The 14,810-nt window shown below is 72.5% G+C and carries 8 protein-coding genes; 3 read left to right on the top strand and 5 right to left on the bottom strand.

What is annotated here, in order from left to right; translation table 11 throughout:
* Positions 1–19 precede the first annotated feature (19 nt).
* Positions 20–1,420, bottom strand: coding sequence for a type VII secretion integral membrane protein EccD (gene eccD / locus SACTE_RS25705; protein WP_014048938.1), 1,401 nt, complete (start codon positions 1,418–1,420; stop codon positions 20–22).
* Positions 1,421–1,938: 518 nt separating this feature from the next.
* Here eccD and SACTE_RS25700 point away from each other — a divergent pair.
* Positions 1,939–5,910, top strand: a complete 3,972-nt coding sequence (locus SACTE_RS25700) for a type VII secretion protein EccC (protein ID WP_019993331.1) — start codon at positions 1,939–1,941, stop codon at positions 5,908–5,910.
* Between the two features lie 60 nt (positions 5,911–5,970).
* On the opposite strand, the gene SACTE_RS25695 is transcribed toward SACTE_RS25700, so the two are convergent.
* Complete coding sequence (locus SACTE_RS25695; protein WP_106708076.1) at positions 5,971–7,155, bottom strand: S8 family serine peptidase; 1,185 nt, start codon at positions 7,153–7,155, stop codon at positions 5,971–5,973.
* A gap of 253 nt (positions 7,156–7,408) precedes the next feature.
* On the opposite strand from SACTE_RS25695, the gene SACTE_RS25690 reads away from it, so the two are divergent.
* Positions 7,409–10,714, top strand: coding sequence for a right-handed parallel beta-helix repeat-containing protein (locus SACTE_RS25690; RefSeq protein ID WP_014048935.1), 3,306 nt, complete (start codon positions 7,409–7,411; stop codon positions 10,712–10,714).
* A gap of 46 nt (positions 10,715–10,760) precedes the next feature.
* Here the strand turns inward: SACTE_RS25690 and SACTE_RS25685 are convergent, their stop codons facing one another.
* On the bottom strand, positions 10,761–12,272 hold the full coding sequence (locus tag SACTE_RS25685) for a glycoside hydrolase family 43 protein (RefSeq protein ID WP_014048934.1): 1,512 nt from the start codon (positions 12,270–12,272) through the stop codon (positions 10,761–10,763).
* Between the two features lie 504 nt (positions 12,273–12,776).
* Between SACTE_RS25685 and SACTE_RS25680 the strand changes: the two genes are divergently transcribed.
* Entirely contained in the window at positions 12,777–13,508 is a 732-nt protein-coding gene (locus SACTE_RS25680) for a DUF4232 domain-containing protein (protein WP_014048933.1), read from the top strand.
* Between the two features lie 250 nt (positions 13,509–13,758).
* On the opposite strand, the gene SACTE_RS25675 is transcribed toward SACTE_RS25680, so the two are convergent.
* Both SACTE_RS25675 and SACTE_RS25670 read right to left on the bottom strand, forming a co-directional pair.
* On the bottom strand, positions 13,759–13,968 hold the full coding sequence (locus tag SACTE_RS25675; RefSeq protein WP_014048932.1) for a DUF397 domain-containing protein: 210 nt from the start codon (positions 13,966–13,968) through the stop codon (positions 13,759–13,761).
* Positions 13,950–14,792, bottom strand: coding sequence for a helix-turn-helix transcriptional regulator (locus tag SACTE_RS25670; protein WP_014048931.1), 843 nt, complete (start codon positions 14,790–14,792; stop codon positions 13,950–13,952). Before SACTE_RS25670 ends, SACTE_RS25675 begins: the two co-directional genes overlap by 19 nt.
* Positions 14,793–14,810 lie beyond the last annotated feature (18 nt).

Here is a 14,810-nt window from a genome sequence, read left to right as displayed (position 1 = left end):
CAGCGTGTCTCCCTTCCGGTCAGCCGTTGATGGACCGCAGAGTGCTGTACACACCGAGCACCCACAGGGCGAGCGGCAGCACACTGACCGCCAGGGCCGAGTGCAGCAGTTCCCCCGCGCGGCCCCAGTACGGCACGAGCCGGCGTCCGGGGACGGTCCAGGCGGCGATGGCGAGCGCCGCCGTGGCCGCGAGCAGGCCCGCGGCCGTCACCAGCCGGTAGCCGGGCGAGGCGGCCGGGGCGGCGACCAGCACCAGCAGGAGCAGCCCCGCCACGCCCGGGACCACCAGCGACATGCGCTGCCAGATGTTGCCCAGTCCCCGCGCGTGCAGGATGAGCAGCAGGGACAACGCCACCGTCATGATGATCTCGGCCAGTTCGCGCTCGCGGGCCAGGGTGACGAGGCATCCGGCGCCGACCACGCCCACCGCCCCGTACAGCGAGGTCATCCAACCGTCGGCAAGGATGGCGCGGGCCGCGACCACGGACGTGGCGTGGGGCTCGATGCCCTCCTGCAGCTGCTGGGCGTTGGTCGGCAGAGGGGGCATGCGCATCCCGGACATCCGGAACGCCAGCGAGGGCACGAAGGCGCCCAGGACGACGGCCAGTACGGCGAGGATCCCGGCGGCGTGCACGGGTGCCAGGTCCGTCGTGATGAGCAGGACGGCGGCCAGCGCCGCGAACACCGAGACGACGGCGACGCCCAGGAAGAGCGCGGCGAACGCTGCCACGACGGCGAGCGCGAGCACAGCCCCGCCGGCCGCCGCCGCGCCGGCGGCGAGCAGCCGCGCGCCCAGCGTCTCGTACGCGTGCGGTCCGCTGAGCGCGCCGCCCGGCAGCAGCCAGCCGGCCAGCGCCAGGTAGGGCCCCACCATGAAGCCCAGCGCGGCTCCGGCTCCGGCGTCCCCGACCGCCCGGCTCGCCGCACCCGCGCCGGCGAGCAGGAGCAGGCCGGTCGCGGTGGCGAACACGGCCCGGGACGGCGCCGAGCCGCCGGGCCACGCGAGCACCACCATGCCGCCGATGAGCACCGCGACCGCGATGCCGAGCAGCACCCACCGGCTGACCTTGGGGGTCCAGCCGAAGGGGTGGTCCCGCATCGTGGTGGATATGCCGTCGACCAGATCGTCGAGGTGCACCTCGGGCAGGGCCTCGGTGCGCGGTCTGAGGTAGAGGGTGTCACCGTCGCGCAGGCCGTAGGAGTCGAGGGTGCGTTCCTCGTCCAGCGGTTCGCCGCCGAGCCGCTGGAGTACCCAGCCGCCGTGGTCGATACCGGCTTCCTCGAGGTTGTCGCCGGCGTATCCGAGCACCGCCGGCAGCAGGTCCGCCACGGGGACGTCGGCGGGCACGGCGAGGTCGATGCTCTTGGCTGGGGCTCGTACCGTCAGACGGCACAGCTCGGCCACCTGAGTGTCAGTCATCGGGATGGCTCACGCTTCTCCGGTTACTGCTGAGTACGGTCAGGGGAACGCGGTCTGACGCACCGCCGGACATCGCTCTTGGCTGGACGCGTTCCACAACCTCGGGGGACAGGGCCGGTTGTCGGCGGTCGGCGCGATGATCGTAGTATCAGCTGCCTGTTGTGGGCGACCCTGGCCCATGAGGCGGAACGCGACATGAACATCGGCGCACCACGCGGTGTGCCGCGCGAGACGCCGCGGCACAGACGGTGACGCGGCGCGCGCCGTCGCGCACCGATGACCCCGCCGCGTGGCGGACGTGTGACCTGGCGATGTAGCAGGATTGTGACACGGCGGCACGCTCGAAGGGCCCGCCCCCGACCCGGGTCCGGGCGGGCGGTCGTCGTCGGCCGACGCGCGGCGTAGGGTGCGTGCGACAGCGAGGCCCCGTCCGGTGTTCCGGCACCGTATCGGCGACGACGTCGATGTCGTTCCGCCCGCTCTCCCCCCTTGCCCCGTAAGGAGACGGTTCCTTGAGTGTGGTCCTGTTCCGCCGCCCGGCCCGACGACGGGGCCCGGAGATGCCCGACGGGGAGCTGAATCTCCAGGAACCTCCGATCCTTCCGGAGACGGTGCCCGACACCTCCGCCGTGTGGACGTACCTGCCCATGGCGCTGATGTCCGTCTCCATGATGTTCATGTTCATGCGGCCCGGTATGACCCGGGGCTCGGGCGGCTTCATCTACATCGCCCTGGGCCTGATGGTGCTCGGCGCCGCCGCGATGTTCATCGGCCAGTTCATGCGCAAGGCGGCCGAGCGCAAGCAGAAGCTCAAGGGCGAGCGCCGGGACTACCTGCGCTACCTCACCCAGATCCGGCGCAAGGTCCGCGGGGCCGTGGTGGACCAGCAGCTGGCCCTGGCCTGGCGCCACCCCGAACCCGCCGCCCTGTGGTCGATGACGGGCACCACCCGGCTGTGGGAGCGCCGCCCGCGCGACGAGGACTTCGGCGAGGTCCGGATGGCCGTCGGCGAGCAGAAGCTGAGCCTGAAGCTGAACCCGAGCTCCACCAACCCGGTCGAGGACCTGGAACCGCTGAGCGCGCACGCCCTGCGCAGCTTCATCCGCGCCTACTCGACGGTGCCCGAGCAGCCCATCGCGATCTACCTGCGGGCCTGGGCCCGGGTGCTGTTCCGGGGCGACGAGGAGCGGATACGGTCCGTGACCCGGGCGCTGATCGCCCAGTTGGCCACCTTCCACTCGCCGGACGACGTGTGGATCGCGCTGTGCGTCTCCGACGAGCGGCGCGCGGACTGGGAGTGGACGAAGTGGCTCCCGCACAGCCTCCACCCGCACGACACGGACGGCGCCGGCCCGACCCGGATGACCGTCTCGGCCCTGGGTGAGCTGGAGAACCTGCTGGGCGCCGAGTTCATGGAGCGGCCCCCCTTCGACCCGGAGGCCGTACCGGGGCGCGAGGAGCCGTTCACGGTGATCGTGGTGGACGGCGGGACCGTCCCGGCAGGCCACCGCCTGGACGGTCCCGGCTTCCGCAACACGGTCGTTCTGGACCTGAGCGGCGCCCTCTCCTGGCGGCCCGGCCGGATCACGCTGCGCTTCGAGGTCGGCGAGGACGGCCTCGGGCTGGTGCGCACGGACCGCGAGCGCAAGGAGCAGACCACCCGGCTCGGCCGGCCCGACAGCTTCGGTCCGACGGGCGCCGCGTCGCTGGCGCGACGGCTCGCCCCGTACCGCATGGGCCTGGGCACGGCCTCCGACTCGGCCGAGCCGCTGTCGGCGAACGTCGAACTGACCACGCTGCTGGGCATTCCCGACCTGCACCGCCACGACCCGGAGACGCTGTGGCGGCAGCACACCGGCCCCACCCGGCTCAAGGTGCCGATCGCGGTCGGCGCGGACGGTGAGCCGGTCGAGCTTGACATCAAGGAGTCCGCCCAGGGCGGCACCGGGCCGCACGGCATGCTGATCGGCGCCACCGGCTCCGGCAAGAGCGAGCTGCTGCGCACCCTCGTCCTGTCGCTGGCCCTGACGAACTCCTCCGAGACGCTCAACTTCGTCCTCGTGGACTTCAAGGGTGGCGCCACCTTCCTGGGCCTGGACGAACTCCCGCACACCTCCGCCGTCATCACCAACCTGGCCGGGGAGGCGGCACTCGTCTCCCGGATGCAGGACGCCCTGCACGGTGAGCTGATGCGCCGCCAGGAGCTGCTGCGGTCGGCGGGCAACTACACCTCCGCGCTGGACTACGAGAAGGCCCGCGCCTCGGGCGTGCCGCTGGAACCGCTGCCCAGCCTGTTCGTCGTCGTCGACGAGTTCAGTGAGCTGCTCGCCGCGCACCGCGAGTTCATGGAGCTGTTCGTGATGATCGGCCGCCTCGGCCGGTCACTCGGAGTGCATCTGCTGCTCGCCTCGCAGCGCCTGGACGAGGGCCGGATGCACCAGTTGGAGAGCCATCTGTCCTACCGGATCGGCCTGCGCACGTTCTCCGCGATGGAGAGCCGCGGCGTCCTCGGCGTGCCGGACGCCTACCAGCTGCCGTCGGCGCCCGGCAGCGGCTTCCTCAAGTCGGGCGTGGAGGCGCTGACCCGCTTCCGCGCGGCGTACGTCTCCGGCCCGTACCAGCAGCGGCGGGGCAGCGCCAACCAGGCGCGGGTGGCCAGCCAGACCGTCCCGTGGACCAACGGTTACGTGGTGCCGCGCCGGCTTCCGGACGCCCCCGCCCCCGAGCCGGCCCCGGAGCAGGAGGAGACCGGCGACACCCTGCTCTCGGTGGCCGTGGAGCGGCTGCTGACCGCCGGGCCGCCGGCCCACCAGGTGTGGCTGCCGCCGCTGGACCTCCCGGCCACCCTCGACCAGGTGCTGCCGCCGCTCACCGAGGACCCCGAGCTCGGCCTGACGACCGTCGGCTCCTCGAACCGGGGTCGGCTCACCATCCCCCTCGGCATCATCGACCGCCCCTTCGACCAGCTCCGCGACCTGCTGTCCGTCGACCTCTCGGGCGCGGGCGGGCACATCGCCATCGCGGGCGGCCCGCAGAGCGGCAAGAGCACGATGGTGCGCACGATCATGACGGCGCTGGCGCTCACCCACACCCCCCGCGAGATCCAGTTCTACTGCCTGGACTTCGGCGGTGGCACGCTCGCCGGTCTGGCCGGCCTGCCGCACGTCAGCGGGGTCGCGGCGCGTCTGGACACCGAGCGGGTCGGCCGTACGATCTCCGAGGTCACCACGCTGCTGGCGGAGCGGGAGCGGTTCTTCCTGGACAACGGCATCGACTCCATGGCGACCTTCCGGCGGCGCCTGGCCGCCGGGGAGTTCCCCGAGCACCGGCACGGCGACGTGTTCCTGGTCATCGACGGCTGGTCGACGGTGCGCCAGGACTTCGACCGGCACATCCAGACCTTCGGCGCGATCGCCGCCCGCGGTCTCAACTACGGCATCCACCTGATCGTCACCACCGCCCGCTGGGTGGAGCTGACGTCCTCGATCCGGGACCAGGCCGCGACGCACCTGGAGCTGCGGATGGGTGACCCCATGGACTCCGAGATCGACATGCGGCGCGCCGCGACCGTACCGCGGCTGCCGGGCCGCGGCCTGACCCGGGACGCCAAGCTGCACTACCTCACCGCGCTGCCGCGGATCGACGGCGTGGAGTCCGCGGACGACCTGTCCGAGGGCGTGGCGGCTCTGGTGGCGGCGGTCCGGGAGAGCTGGCAGGGCCCGCCGGCCCCGCCGGTCCGGATGCTGCCGACCCGGCTGCCGCTGTCCGCGCTGCCGGCTCCGAAGGGCGACTTCAAGATGCCCATCGGCCTGGAGGAGGAGCGCCTCTCCACGGTGTGGCACGACTTCTCCGAGACCCCCCACATGATCGTGGTCGGCGACGCGGAGAGCGGCAAGACCAACATGCTGCGGCTGACGGCCAAGGCCATCATGGACCGCTACACCCCGGCCGAGGCGCGCATCATGGTCGTGGACTACCGCCGCGCGCTGGTGGAGGCGATCCCCGACGAGTACCGCCTCGGCCACGCGGTGTCGATGGACGCCCTGAAGGAGCTGATCGCGGGCGCCGCCCGGGCGGTCGCGGCCCGTGTGCCCGGACCGGAGATCACCCCGGCCCGGATGCGCACGTGCGACTGGTGGGACGGCCCGCGGCTGTTCATCCTCGTGGACGACTACGACATGCTGGGCACCAGCCCGATGAACGCGCCCTTCGACCCGCTGCTGAACCACCTCGCCCTCGGCTACGAGGTCGGTCTGCACATGGTGGTCTCCCGCTCCGCCGCCGGCGCGGGCCGGGGCCTGGGCGAACCCATGCTGCGCCGCATGCAGGAGGTCAACACCCCGACGCTGCTGCTGTCGTGCCCGCCGTCGGAGGGCTTCATCCTGGGCAGCGTCAAGGGCCGCAACCTGCCGCCGGGCCGGGGCACGCGGGTGACGCGCCGCAAGCAGACCCAGGTGCAGACGGCGGTGCTGGAGGACCAGGAGGCGTGAGGGGCGACGGCCGGGTCGGGGCGCCCCAGGCGTCCCGGCCCGGCCGTCGCCCCCGGCCCGTCAGCTGCCCGCCGGGCGCCAGTTCCGTGCCCGGCCGCGCGGGATCACCACCGCGCCCGCCGCCACCAGCAGCACCAGCCCGCCGCCCACGCCGGCCACCACCAGCGCACGGGTGCGCGGCTGCGTCGCGGGCGGGGGCGGGACCACCGCCCGCTCCGGCCTCGGCGCCGTGCCCTCGGCGTCCGTCGGTACGGCCGTCAGCGCGGCGTACGGGTCGAGCCGTGGCGGCACCGCCGGGTACGCCGCCTCCGTCAGGCGGCGCGAGACCTGCGCGGCCTTCAGCTCCGGGTAGCGCGCCCGTACCAGCGCCGCCGCCCCCGCGACGTGCGCGGCGGCGAACGAGGCGCCCGAGCCGATGAAGTGGCCCGAGCCCTTCGGGCCGATGCTCACCACCGCGTCGCCGGGAGCGGCCAGGTCCGCCCCGCTCACCAGGGGCGCGTCGGTCGGTCGCGCGCCGTCCGGGCCGTAGTCCGTCACCGCCAGCACGCCCGGGGCCGCCGCGGGCCAGTACCAGGGCGCCGGCTCGGTGTTCCTCGGCAGCGCGTCCGGCGCCACCGGGGCCACCACCAGCGCGTCTTTGCCGCCCGCGTAGGCGACCGCGTCCGTCAGCTGCGACTTGCCGCTGTCCAGGGCCACGGCGACGTAGATGACCTGGGCGCCCTCGTCGGCCGCCCGGCGTATTCCGTCGGCGACCTGGGCCACCGTGGGCTCGCCGCGCTCGCCCGTGCCGCGTACGGCCAGGATCCGGGCCTGCGGCGCCAGTCCCGCCGGCCCCCCGTCGTCGCCGGGGGTCGCCGCGATCAGGCCGGCCGCGAACGTGCCGTGGCCGACGCAGTCCTCGCCGGCCGCCCCGAGCGCGGTCACCCGCCCCGACAGCGCGGGCGCCCCCTCGGCGACTCCGGTGTCCACGACCGCGACCGTCGTCCCGGCGCCCTGGGAGAGCGGCCGGGCGCGGGCCATGCCCAAAGACCCCAGCGTCCAGGGTTCGGCCTTGGCCTTCTCGCCGGAGACCGAGGCGCAGGTGTCGTCCTCCGCCAGGACGGAGCGTACGACCGGCAGCCCCACGGAGTCGGCCGCGGCGGGCACGGCCCCGACGGCGCCCAGCGCGGTCGCGGTGGTCAGCAGGGTGGCGGTCACGGCCGAGGCCCGGGGGCGGCGGCGGGGACGGATTCGGGCACGGGGCATGGCGCGCATGATAGGCGGCGCGTCCGACGGCGCGTCGAGCGGGACGTGACAGGCGGAAGACGAGCGGGGCATCACGGGACATACGCACGGTCTCGTCCCAACTCGTCGGTCCCTCCTGGAACATCGCCGCACCGGTCCCGTAGCCTTCGTCGCGTGCGCACAGCCGTACGTACCCGGACGCGGAACAGTCCCCTGTCGGCCCCCTCGGCGGGAGAGGCACGCGGCGGCGGCACCACAAGGAGGAGGATCGAGCGTGTCACGGCAGTTGCTCAGGGTCGGGTCGGAACAACCGGACAGCTTCCGGACGATCGGTGATGCCCTGGACATGGCACGCACGGGTGCGGTGATCCGGGTCCACCCCGGCCGCTACCCGGAGAACCTCACGGTCAGGACCCGGGTCACCATCGTCGCCGACGGCGAGCCGGGCAGCGTCGACATCTGCCCGCGCAGGGGCACCGCCGTCGTCCTCGTCGCCGACGCCGTCATGCTCACCGACCTGACCCTGCGCGGCGGGAGCGAGGACCTGCCGGTGGTCGACGCGCCGCGCGGCCAGGTCGCCATGGACGGCTGTACGGTCATCGGCTCGGGCTGGACGGCCGTCCTGGCCCGCGAGTCGGGCTCGGTGGCCATGCGCGACTGCCGGGTCAGCAACCCGAAGGGCGCCGGTGTCGTGGACTCCGCGCCCACGGGCAGCATCATCGCCGGCTGCCTCATCGAGAACCTGGGCACCTCCGGCGTCGTCATCGGCGCGGAGGCCCGTGCGACCGTACGGGACTGCCGGATCCGCGACGCCCGCGCCAACGGCGTGCTGACCTCCGACGAGGCGCAGGGCCTGGTGGAGGACTGCGACATCTCCGGCACGGACAAGCCGTCCATCGCCCTGGAGGGCCGCAGCGGCACCCGGGTCGTGCGCACCTCGGTGCACGACACCTCCGTCGGCGTCTACATCACCAGTTCCGCCCGCCCGGTCCTGGAACACGTCACCGTCTCCGACACCTCGGGTCCCGGCATCATGCTGGCCGCGAGCGCCGACCCCGAGTTCCTGAACTGCCGCACCTCACGCACCAAGGGCAGTGGCCTGGCCGTCACCGAGCGCTCCCGGGGCACCTTCCAGGACTGCGAGTTCGACACCGCCGCCGCGCCCGCGATCCGGGTGGTCAACTCCAGCGCGCCCTTCCTGACCGGCTGCGCGGTGCGTGACTGCGCGGACGCGAGCGGCGCCGTGCTGCTGGAGGAGGAGTCGTCGGCGGAGTTCGACGACCTGCTGATCACGGACGCGGCAGGCACCGGCATCCGGATACGCACGGGCGCCGACCCGCTGCTGCGCCGCGCACGGATCACCTCACCGGGCGGCCACGGCGTAGAGGTGGCCGAGGACGGGCGCGGCCGGCTGGAGCACTGCGAGATCGACCGGGCGGGCGGCGCGGCGGTACGGATCGTCTCCGGGGGCAACCCCGACATCCGCGACACGGTCATGCGGGCGGCGACCGACGCGACCGTCTCCGTCGGCGGCGAGGGCCGGGCCACCCTCCGGGACTGCCGCATCGAGTCCGCCACGGCCGGCGGCATCACGGTGGACAAGGGCGGCGAACTCTCCGCCCTGCGCGCCCACATCACCGACTGCGGCGCCCACGGCGTCCTCCTCGCCAACGGCGCCCGCGCCACCCTCACCTCCTCCCAGGTCATCGGCAGCGTCGGCGACGGCATCCGGATCGACACCGCCGAGCCCGTCACCGTCACCGGCTGCGCCGTCCGCGACAACCGCGGCGCGGGCCTCAGGCAGACGAGGGTGAACGAACGGCTCACGGTCGAGAACCTGAACAGCTCCGGCAACGTGGCCCCCGACGCGTGGGGCGACACCCTCCCGCCGGACGTCGCGACCGGCGGGGCCGGTGACTCGGCCAAGGAGCCCGAGGGCCCGCTGGAGGAGCTGGAGTCGCTGGTCGGCCTGACCGAGGTCAAGAGCCAGGTGCGGACGCTCGTCAACCTCAACCAGCTCAACCAGCGCCGCGCCCAGCTGGGCATGCCCGTCCCCCAGATGAGCCGCCACCTGGTCTTCTCCGGCCCGCCCGGCACCGGCAAGACCACGGTCGCCCGGCTGTACGGCGGCATCCTGGCGGACCTGGGCGTGCTGCGCTCCGGGCACCTGGTGGAGGTCTCCCGTGCCGACCTGGTCGCCCAGGTCATCGGTGGCACGGCCATCAAGACGACCGAGGCGTTCAACGAGGCGCTCGGCGGTGTGCTGTTCATCGACGAGGCGTACACACTGCTCTCCGACAGCAAGGGCTCCGGTGCCGACTTCGGCCGGGAGGCGGTCGACACCCTGCTGAAGCTGATGGAGGACCACCGCGACGACGTGGCCGTCATCGCCGCCGGCTACACCGGCGAGATGGACAGCTTCCTCTCCTCCAACCCGGGCCTGGCCTCCCGCTTCACCCGCACCATCGAGTTCGCCAACTACTCGGTCGACGAGCTGGTGACGATCACCGAGAACATGTGCGCGGGGCACCGCTACGCACTCGACCCCCGGACCCTGGACGCCCTCGCCCTGCACTACGGGCGTATGCCGCGCGACGCCACGTTCGGCAACGGCCGCGCCGCGCGCCGGGTGTTCGAGGAGATGGTGGACCGGCAGGCGTCCCGGCTCGCCTCCATGACGAACCCGGCGGAGAGCGACCTCACCCTCCTGCTGCCCGAGGACGTGGCGCCGGACAGCGCTCCGGCCGACGACGGCCCCGGCTCCGACGAACTGCTCGCCGAGCTGCACGCCATGATCGGCCTCACGGCGGTCAAGAACGAGGTCGCCGCCCTGGTCAACCTGCTCACCGCGGCGAAGCAGCGCAAGGCCGCCGGGCTGCCCACCCCGAGGATCAGCAACCACCTGATCTTCTCCGGGCCCCCCGGTACGGGCAAGACCACCGTCGCGCGCCTGTACGCCGACCTGCTGCGCTCCCTCGGCGTCCTGCCCAAGGGCCAGCTGGTCGAGGTCGCCCGCGCCGATCTGGTGGGCCGCTACGTGGGTCACACCGCGCAGCTCACCAAGGAGGCGTTCGAACGCGCTCTGGGAGGGGTGCTGTTCGTCGACGAGGCGTACACGCTCACGCCGGAGGGCGCGACCTCGGACTTCGGCCGGGAGGCCGTCGACACGCTGCTGAAGCTGATGGAGGACCACCGCGACGAGGTCGTCGTCATCGCCGCCGGCTACACACGCGAGATGCGCCGCTTCCTCGACTCCAACCCGGGCCTGGCCTCCCGGTTCTCGCGGACGGTGGAGTTCGAGAACTACTCCACGGACGACCTGCTGGAGATCCTGTCCAAGCAGGCCACCGACTACGGCTACGACTGCTCCCCCGAGGCGATGACCGCGCTGCGCGGCTACATGGACGCCCTGCCGCGCGACCATGCCTTCGGCAACGCGCGTACGGCCCGCCAGATCCTGGAGGGGATGATGACCCGTCAGGCCGGCCGGATCGGTGCGATGTCCGCGCCCGGCCTGGACGACCTGCGCCTGCTGCTGCCGGAGGACCTGCCCCCGGAGGCGGCGGCGATAGGCCGGTGAGGTGCGGAGGCGGGCCCGGGGCCCGGACCCGCCCCCGCGGGGGACCTCAGTTCGTGTAGACCTCCGCGCGGTCCACGCTGACGAAGGAGGCGCCCGACTGGGCGCTGTGCTCGCCGGTGACCCGGACGCGCAGGGTGTGCCGGCCGTTGGCGAGCCGGGGGCTGAGGTACTGGAGCGTCTCGCCCGTGCGGATGGCCCCGTAGAGGTCGACGCGCTGTTCCGGCCCGCCGTCGATGCTCAGGGCCGCGATGCCGTTGCCCGTGTCGCGTACGGAGAGCAGGGCGATGCGGGTACCGGTGAAGGTGAAGGTCGCGGTGGCGCCCGCGCGGTCGCTCCAGTGGTCGTCGCCCCAGAAGCACTGGGTACCGCAGCCGGTGCCGGAGTTCCAGGCGCCGGTGTAGGCGACGGTCCCGCCACCGCTGGAGCGGCCGTCGTCGTTGATCCAGTGGTTGCCGGATCCGGGGTCGCCGGAGGGCAGGTCCTGGGTGGCGCCGAGTGCGAGCGGGCGGCCGAAGTCGGGGCTGCCGTCGGCCTTCCACGTGAAGCGCTGGGCGCGGGTGGTGCGGTTGGAGTAGGTGAGGGAGGACGTCGTCTTGGCGTGGTAGACGATCCAGTCCTCGGTGCCGTCGGGCGAGCGGAAGAAGGCGTGGTGGCCGGGGCCGAACACCCCGCGGTCGTCGGCGCGTGAGAAGACCGCGCCGGGGTGCTGGGTCCAGTTGCCGGGCACCAGCGGGTCGGCGGTGGCGGGCAGGGACATCATGCGGACCTGGTAGTCGGGTTTCCCGGTGTCGCAGGCCGAATAGGTCATCCAGGTGCGGCCGTTGCGGTAGAGGAATTCGGGCCCCTCCCGCACCTCCGGGCACCCACCGTCCCCGTTGAGGGCGACCGCGTCGCCGGAGACCGTGTACGGGTTCGACATCGGTGCGATGTTCAGCCCGTTGTGCTGGTACTGGTTGATGCCGCTGTAGGCGAGGTAGAGACGGCCGTTGTGCTGGAGGATGCCGGCGTCGATGGCGAAGTCGTTCGCGTGGTTGGGCGGGGCGAGCTTGGCCTTGTAGTGGTACGGGCCGGTCGGGTCGTCGCGCTCCGACTCCAGGACGTACAGGCGGTGATGGTCGTCGACGCCGTCGTCGGCGGTGTAGTAGAGGTACCAGCGGTCACCGAAGCGGTAGAACTCCGGGGCCCAGATGTTGCGGTTGCGGGACGGGTCGGAGTCGGTCCACACGGTCACCGGGTCGGCGGCGAGCAGGGTGCCCAGCGAGGACGAACGCCACATGCGGATGCTGTCGCCCTGCGTGGTGGTCAGGTAGTAGGAGCCGTTCCAGTGGGTCATGAACGGGTCGGGGCCGGCGTTCAGAGGATTACGGAACGTGCCCGCGGCAGCGGCCCTCGGCGCCGGTGCCGTGGTGTCCGCCACCGCGGCCGGTGTGGCGGTCAACAGGCCCGCCAGGACGGCGACGAGCGCGGCCAGCGCCGCGGCCACGCGGCGCAGGGCACGACCGCGGCTCGGAGCGCGGGCCCCGGCGGAGGCGGGGGGTGGGGTCGGTACAGCGCGCATGGGCGGCTCCTCGCAGCTGTGGGTGCTCGTTGCGTGAGTGGGGGGGAACACTGGGTCATTACATCGATGTAATGACGGGGTGACACGCTAGGGACACCGTCTGCTCAAGTCAACGGATTCGCACCGACCGGGAGTTGCGGACCGGCGTGCCTCACCCGGTGCTCCGGAGGTGGCGGGCGGCCCGTCTCGCGCTCCAACGCCGAAGGGTCCGGCCCCACCGCCTGAGCGGTGGGGCCGGACCCTTCGGCGTTACAGGTCTAGGACTGCGGCCGTCGGCCGTGGTTCGCGCCGTTCTTGCGGCGCGCCCTCTTCTTGCGGCGTCGTTTCGAGGACATGGCCACCTCTCACAGGTCCGGGGCGGTCAGGAAGCATCCTGATGTCTGACCGCTCCATGCTCGCAGCCCCGTGCGCGAAACGCGAAGCGACACGGGGCCGCCGCCCGGCGTATCGGGTCCGATGCGGTGAGGACGATTGGAAGGGGCCGTGAGTGAGCAGGCGAGAGGTATGGACTCACAGCCGCGCACCCCGATGGCCCCGACCGCACCCTCTCCCCGGCAGCCCGAGCGCCGGACGAGCGGGCGCGGGCGCAGACTCCGCCGGTACGCGCTCGTCCCGGCCGCCGCCCTGTCGGTGGCGGTCGTCCTGGCCGGGTGCGACGACACCTCCACGTCGAGCAGTCCGGCGGGTGCCGGCAGCACCATGCCGGACAGCAGCACGTCACAGGCGCCCGACAGCGGCGCCCCCGACGAGCCGTCGCCGTCCGGTACCACCGCGTCCGAGGGATCGTCCGCGCCCTCCGATGCCGCCGACCCCTCCGAACCGGCCACCCAGGCCGGTCCGCAGCGCTGCGCCGCCAAGGCGCTGACTCCGGCCCTGAACCGTTCGGACGGTGGCGCCGGGCAGATCTACTACCGGTTGACCCTGTCCAACACGTCCGACGCCCCGTGCACCCTCCAGGGCTTCCCGGGTGTCTCACTGATCAAGCGGGACGGCGGTGTGATCGGTGAGCCGGCGGAGCGTGAGGGCGCGGCGGGGCAGAAGACCGTGCTCAAGCCCGGCGGCCACGTGGAGATCACTCTGCACACCGTGAACCAGGGCCTGACCGACGCGCCCTGCTGGGACCGGCCCGACTACCTCAAGGTCTATCCGCCGGGGTCCAAGGAGGCGGTCACCCTGCGCACCACCGACCCTCTCGTCTGCGGTGACCGCTTCACGACCACGGCGGTCGGCAGCTGATCCCCCGACGGGCGACGTGTGCTTCCCACCCCTTGTAAGGATCTGCCTCGCGCATGACGTATAGGGGGTGTGGAGAGCAAATTGAGCCGTGAGCGAGCCGGGCCGTAGCGCGCGGTTCACCGCGTTGGACACACGGCAGTACGCACGCGTGCACGCCTTCGGGCACCGCAGGACGGGCAACGGGACGCATTCGAGCACCGGCTCTCGCCCAGCGTTCGAAGGGTCCGGCGGAGGTGCGACGGGGAACGCGTCAGACGCGGAGGGCACCGGCCTTCAGCGCGTCCACGAACGAGGCCCAGCCGCCCGCCGCGACGACGAGCACGGGTCCGTGCGGGTCCTTGCTGTCCCGCACGGGCACGACCGCGGGGAAACCGTCACAGACCTCGACGCACTGGCCACCGTCCTGATTGCTGTAGCTGCTTGCGCGCCAAGTCACGGCGGTCAGGTCGAGGGATCGCACGGCACTTCCTCCAGAAGGCACAGGATGAACTTGCGCGACTCGGCAGGTGACAAGGCGAGGTCGCGGACCGAATCATATGCACGTTGCAGGCGCTCAACCGGTGCGGCTTCCTCGATGAGTTCACCTCGGTAGCCGTTCTCGGTATAGGCCACGGTACGCCCCTCCACGAGGCGAAGAAACATCACGTCAGCATTGGTCAGACCATGGAGTCCCGCGCTGAACGGCGACACCTGCACGGTCACTCCGTCCCTCTCGCCCATCTCCTGCAAGTACTCCAACTGCTGGCGCCACTGCATGGGATCGCGCAGGGATGTACGCAACACCGCCTCGGAAAGAATGGTGCGGAAGTGTGGCGGGTCCTGTCCCGTCAACAGCTCCCGCCGCCCCATCCTCGCCTCGATCTGCTGAGTCAGCTCCGGTTCCCGGAGCCCACCAGCCGCAAGTACCTCACGCGCGTAGCCCGGCGTCTGCAACAAGCCCGGCAGCACGCTCACCGCGAAGTGCCACAAGCTCGTCGCTTCCGACTCCAGCGTCATGTACCGCCGGTACCGCTCCTTGAACTGGCTCTTGTCGCCGGCCGCGAGCTCCCACAGCGCCAGCAGCAGCCCCGGCGTCCCGTAGTACTGGTCCAAGGCCTGGACGACCTCCGGGCCGCCGATCGTCTCGCCCTTCTCCATCTTGCCGAAGAGCGACCAGTCCCAGCCCAGCCGTTCGCCGAGCTGGCGCAGACTGTCGCCGCGCGCGGTGCGCAGGAGGCGCAGCTCCTCCGCGAACCGGGCGCGGGGTTCCCTGCTGCGGCCCGTGACCGCCCGCCTCGTCGGCATCGCACCCTCCGTGGCACG

Source organism: Streptomyces sp. SirexAA-E, from assembly GCF_000177195.2.
GTDB classification, from domain to species: domain Bacteria; phylum Actinomycetota; class Actinomycetes; order Streptomycetales; family Streptomycetaceae; genus Streptomyces; species Streptomyces flavovirens.
This window is presented reverse-complemented; position numbering and strand designations above follow the sequence as displayed.

Excerpts from the sequence above, each read along its gene's own strand:
- eccD (WP_014048938.1), bottom strand. The coding sequence starts at position 1,420 with ATGACTGACACTCAGGTGGCCGAGCTGTGCCGTCTGACGGTACGAGCC.
- SACTE_RS25695 (WP_106708076.1), bottom strand. The coding sequence starts at position 7,155 with ATGCCCCGTGCCCGAATCCGTCCCCGCCGCCGCCCCCGGGCCTCGGCC.
- SACTE_RS25685 (WP_014048934.1), bottom strand. The coding sequence starts at position 12,272 with ATGCGCGCTGTACCGACCCCACCCCCCGCCTCCGCCGGGGCCCGCGCT.
- SACTE_RS25680 (WP_014048933.1), top strand. The coding sequence starts at position 12,777 with ATGGACTCACAGCCGCGCACCCCGATGGCCCCGACCGCACCCTCTCCC.
- SACTE_RS25670 (WP_014048931.1), bottom strand. The coding sequence starts at position 14,792 with ATGCCGACGAGGCGGGCGGTCACGGGCCGCAGCAGGGAACCCCGCGCC.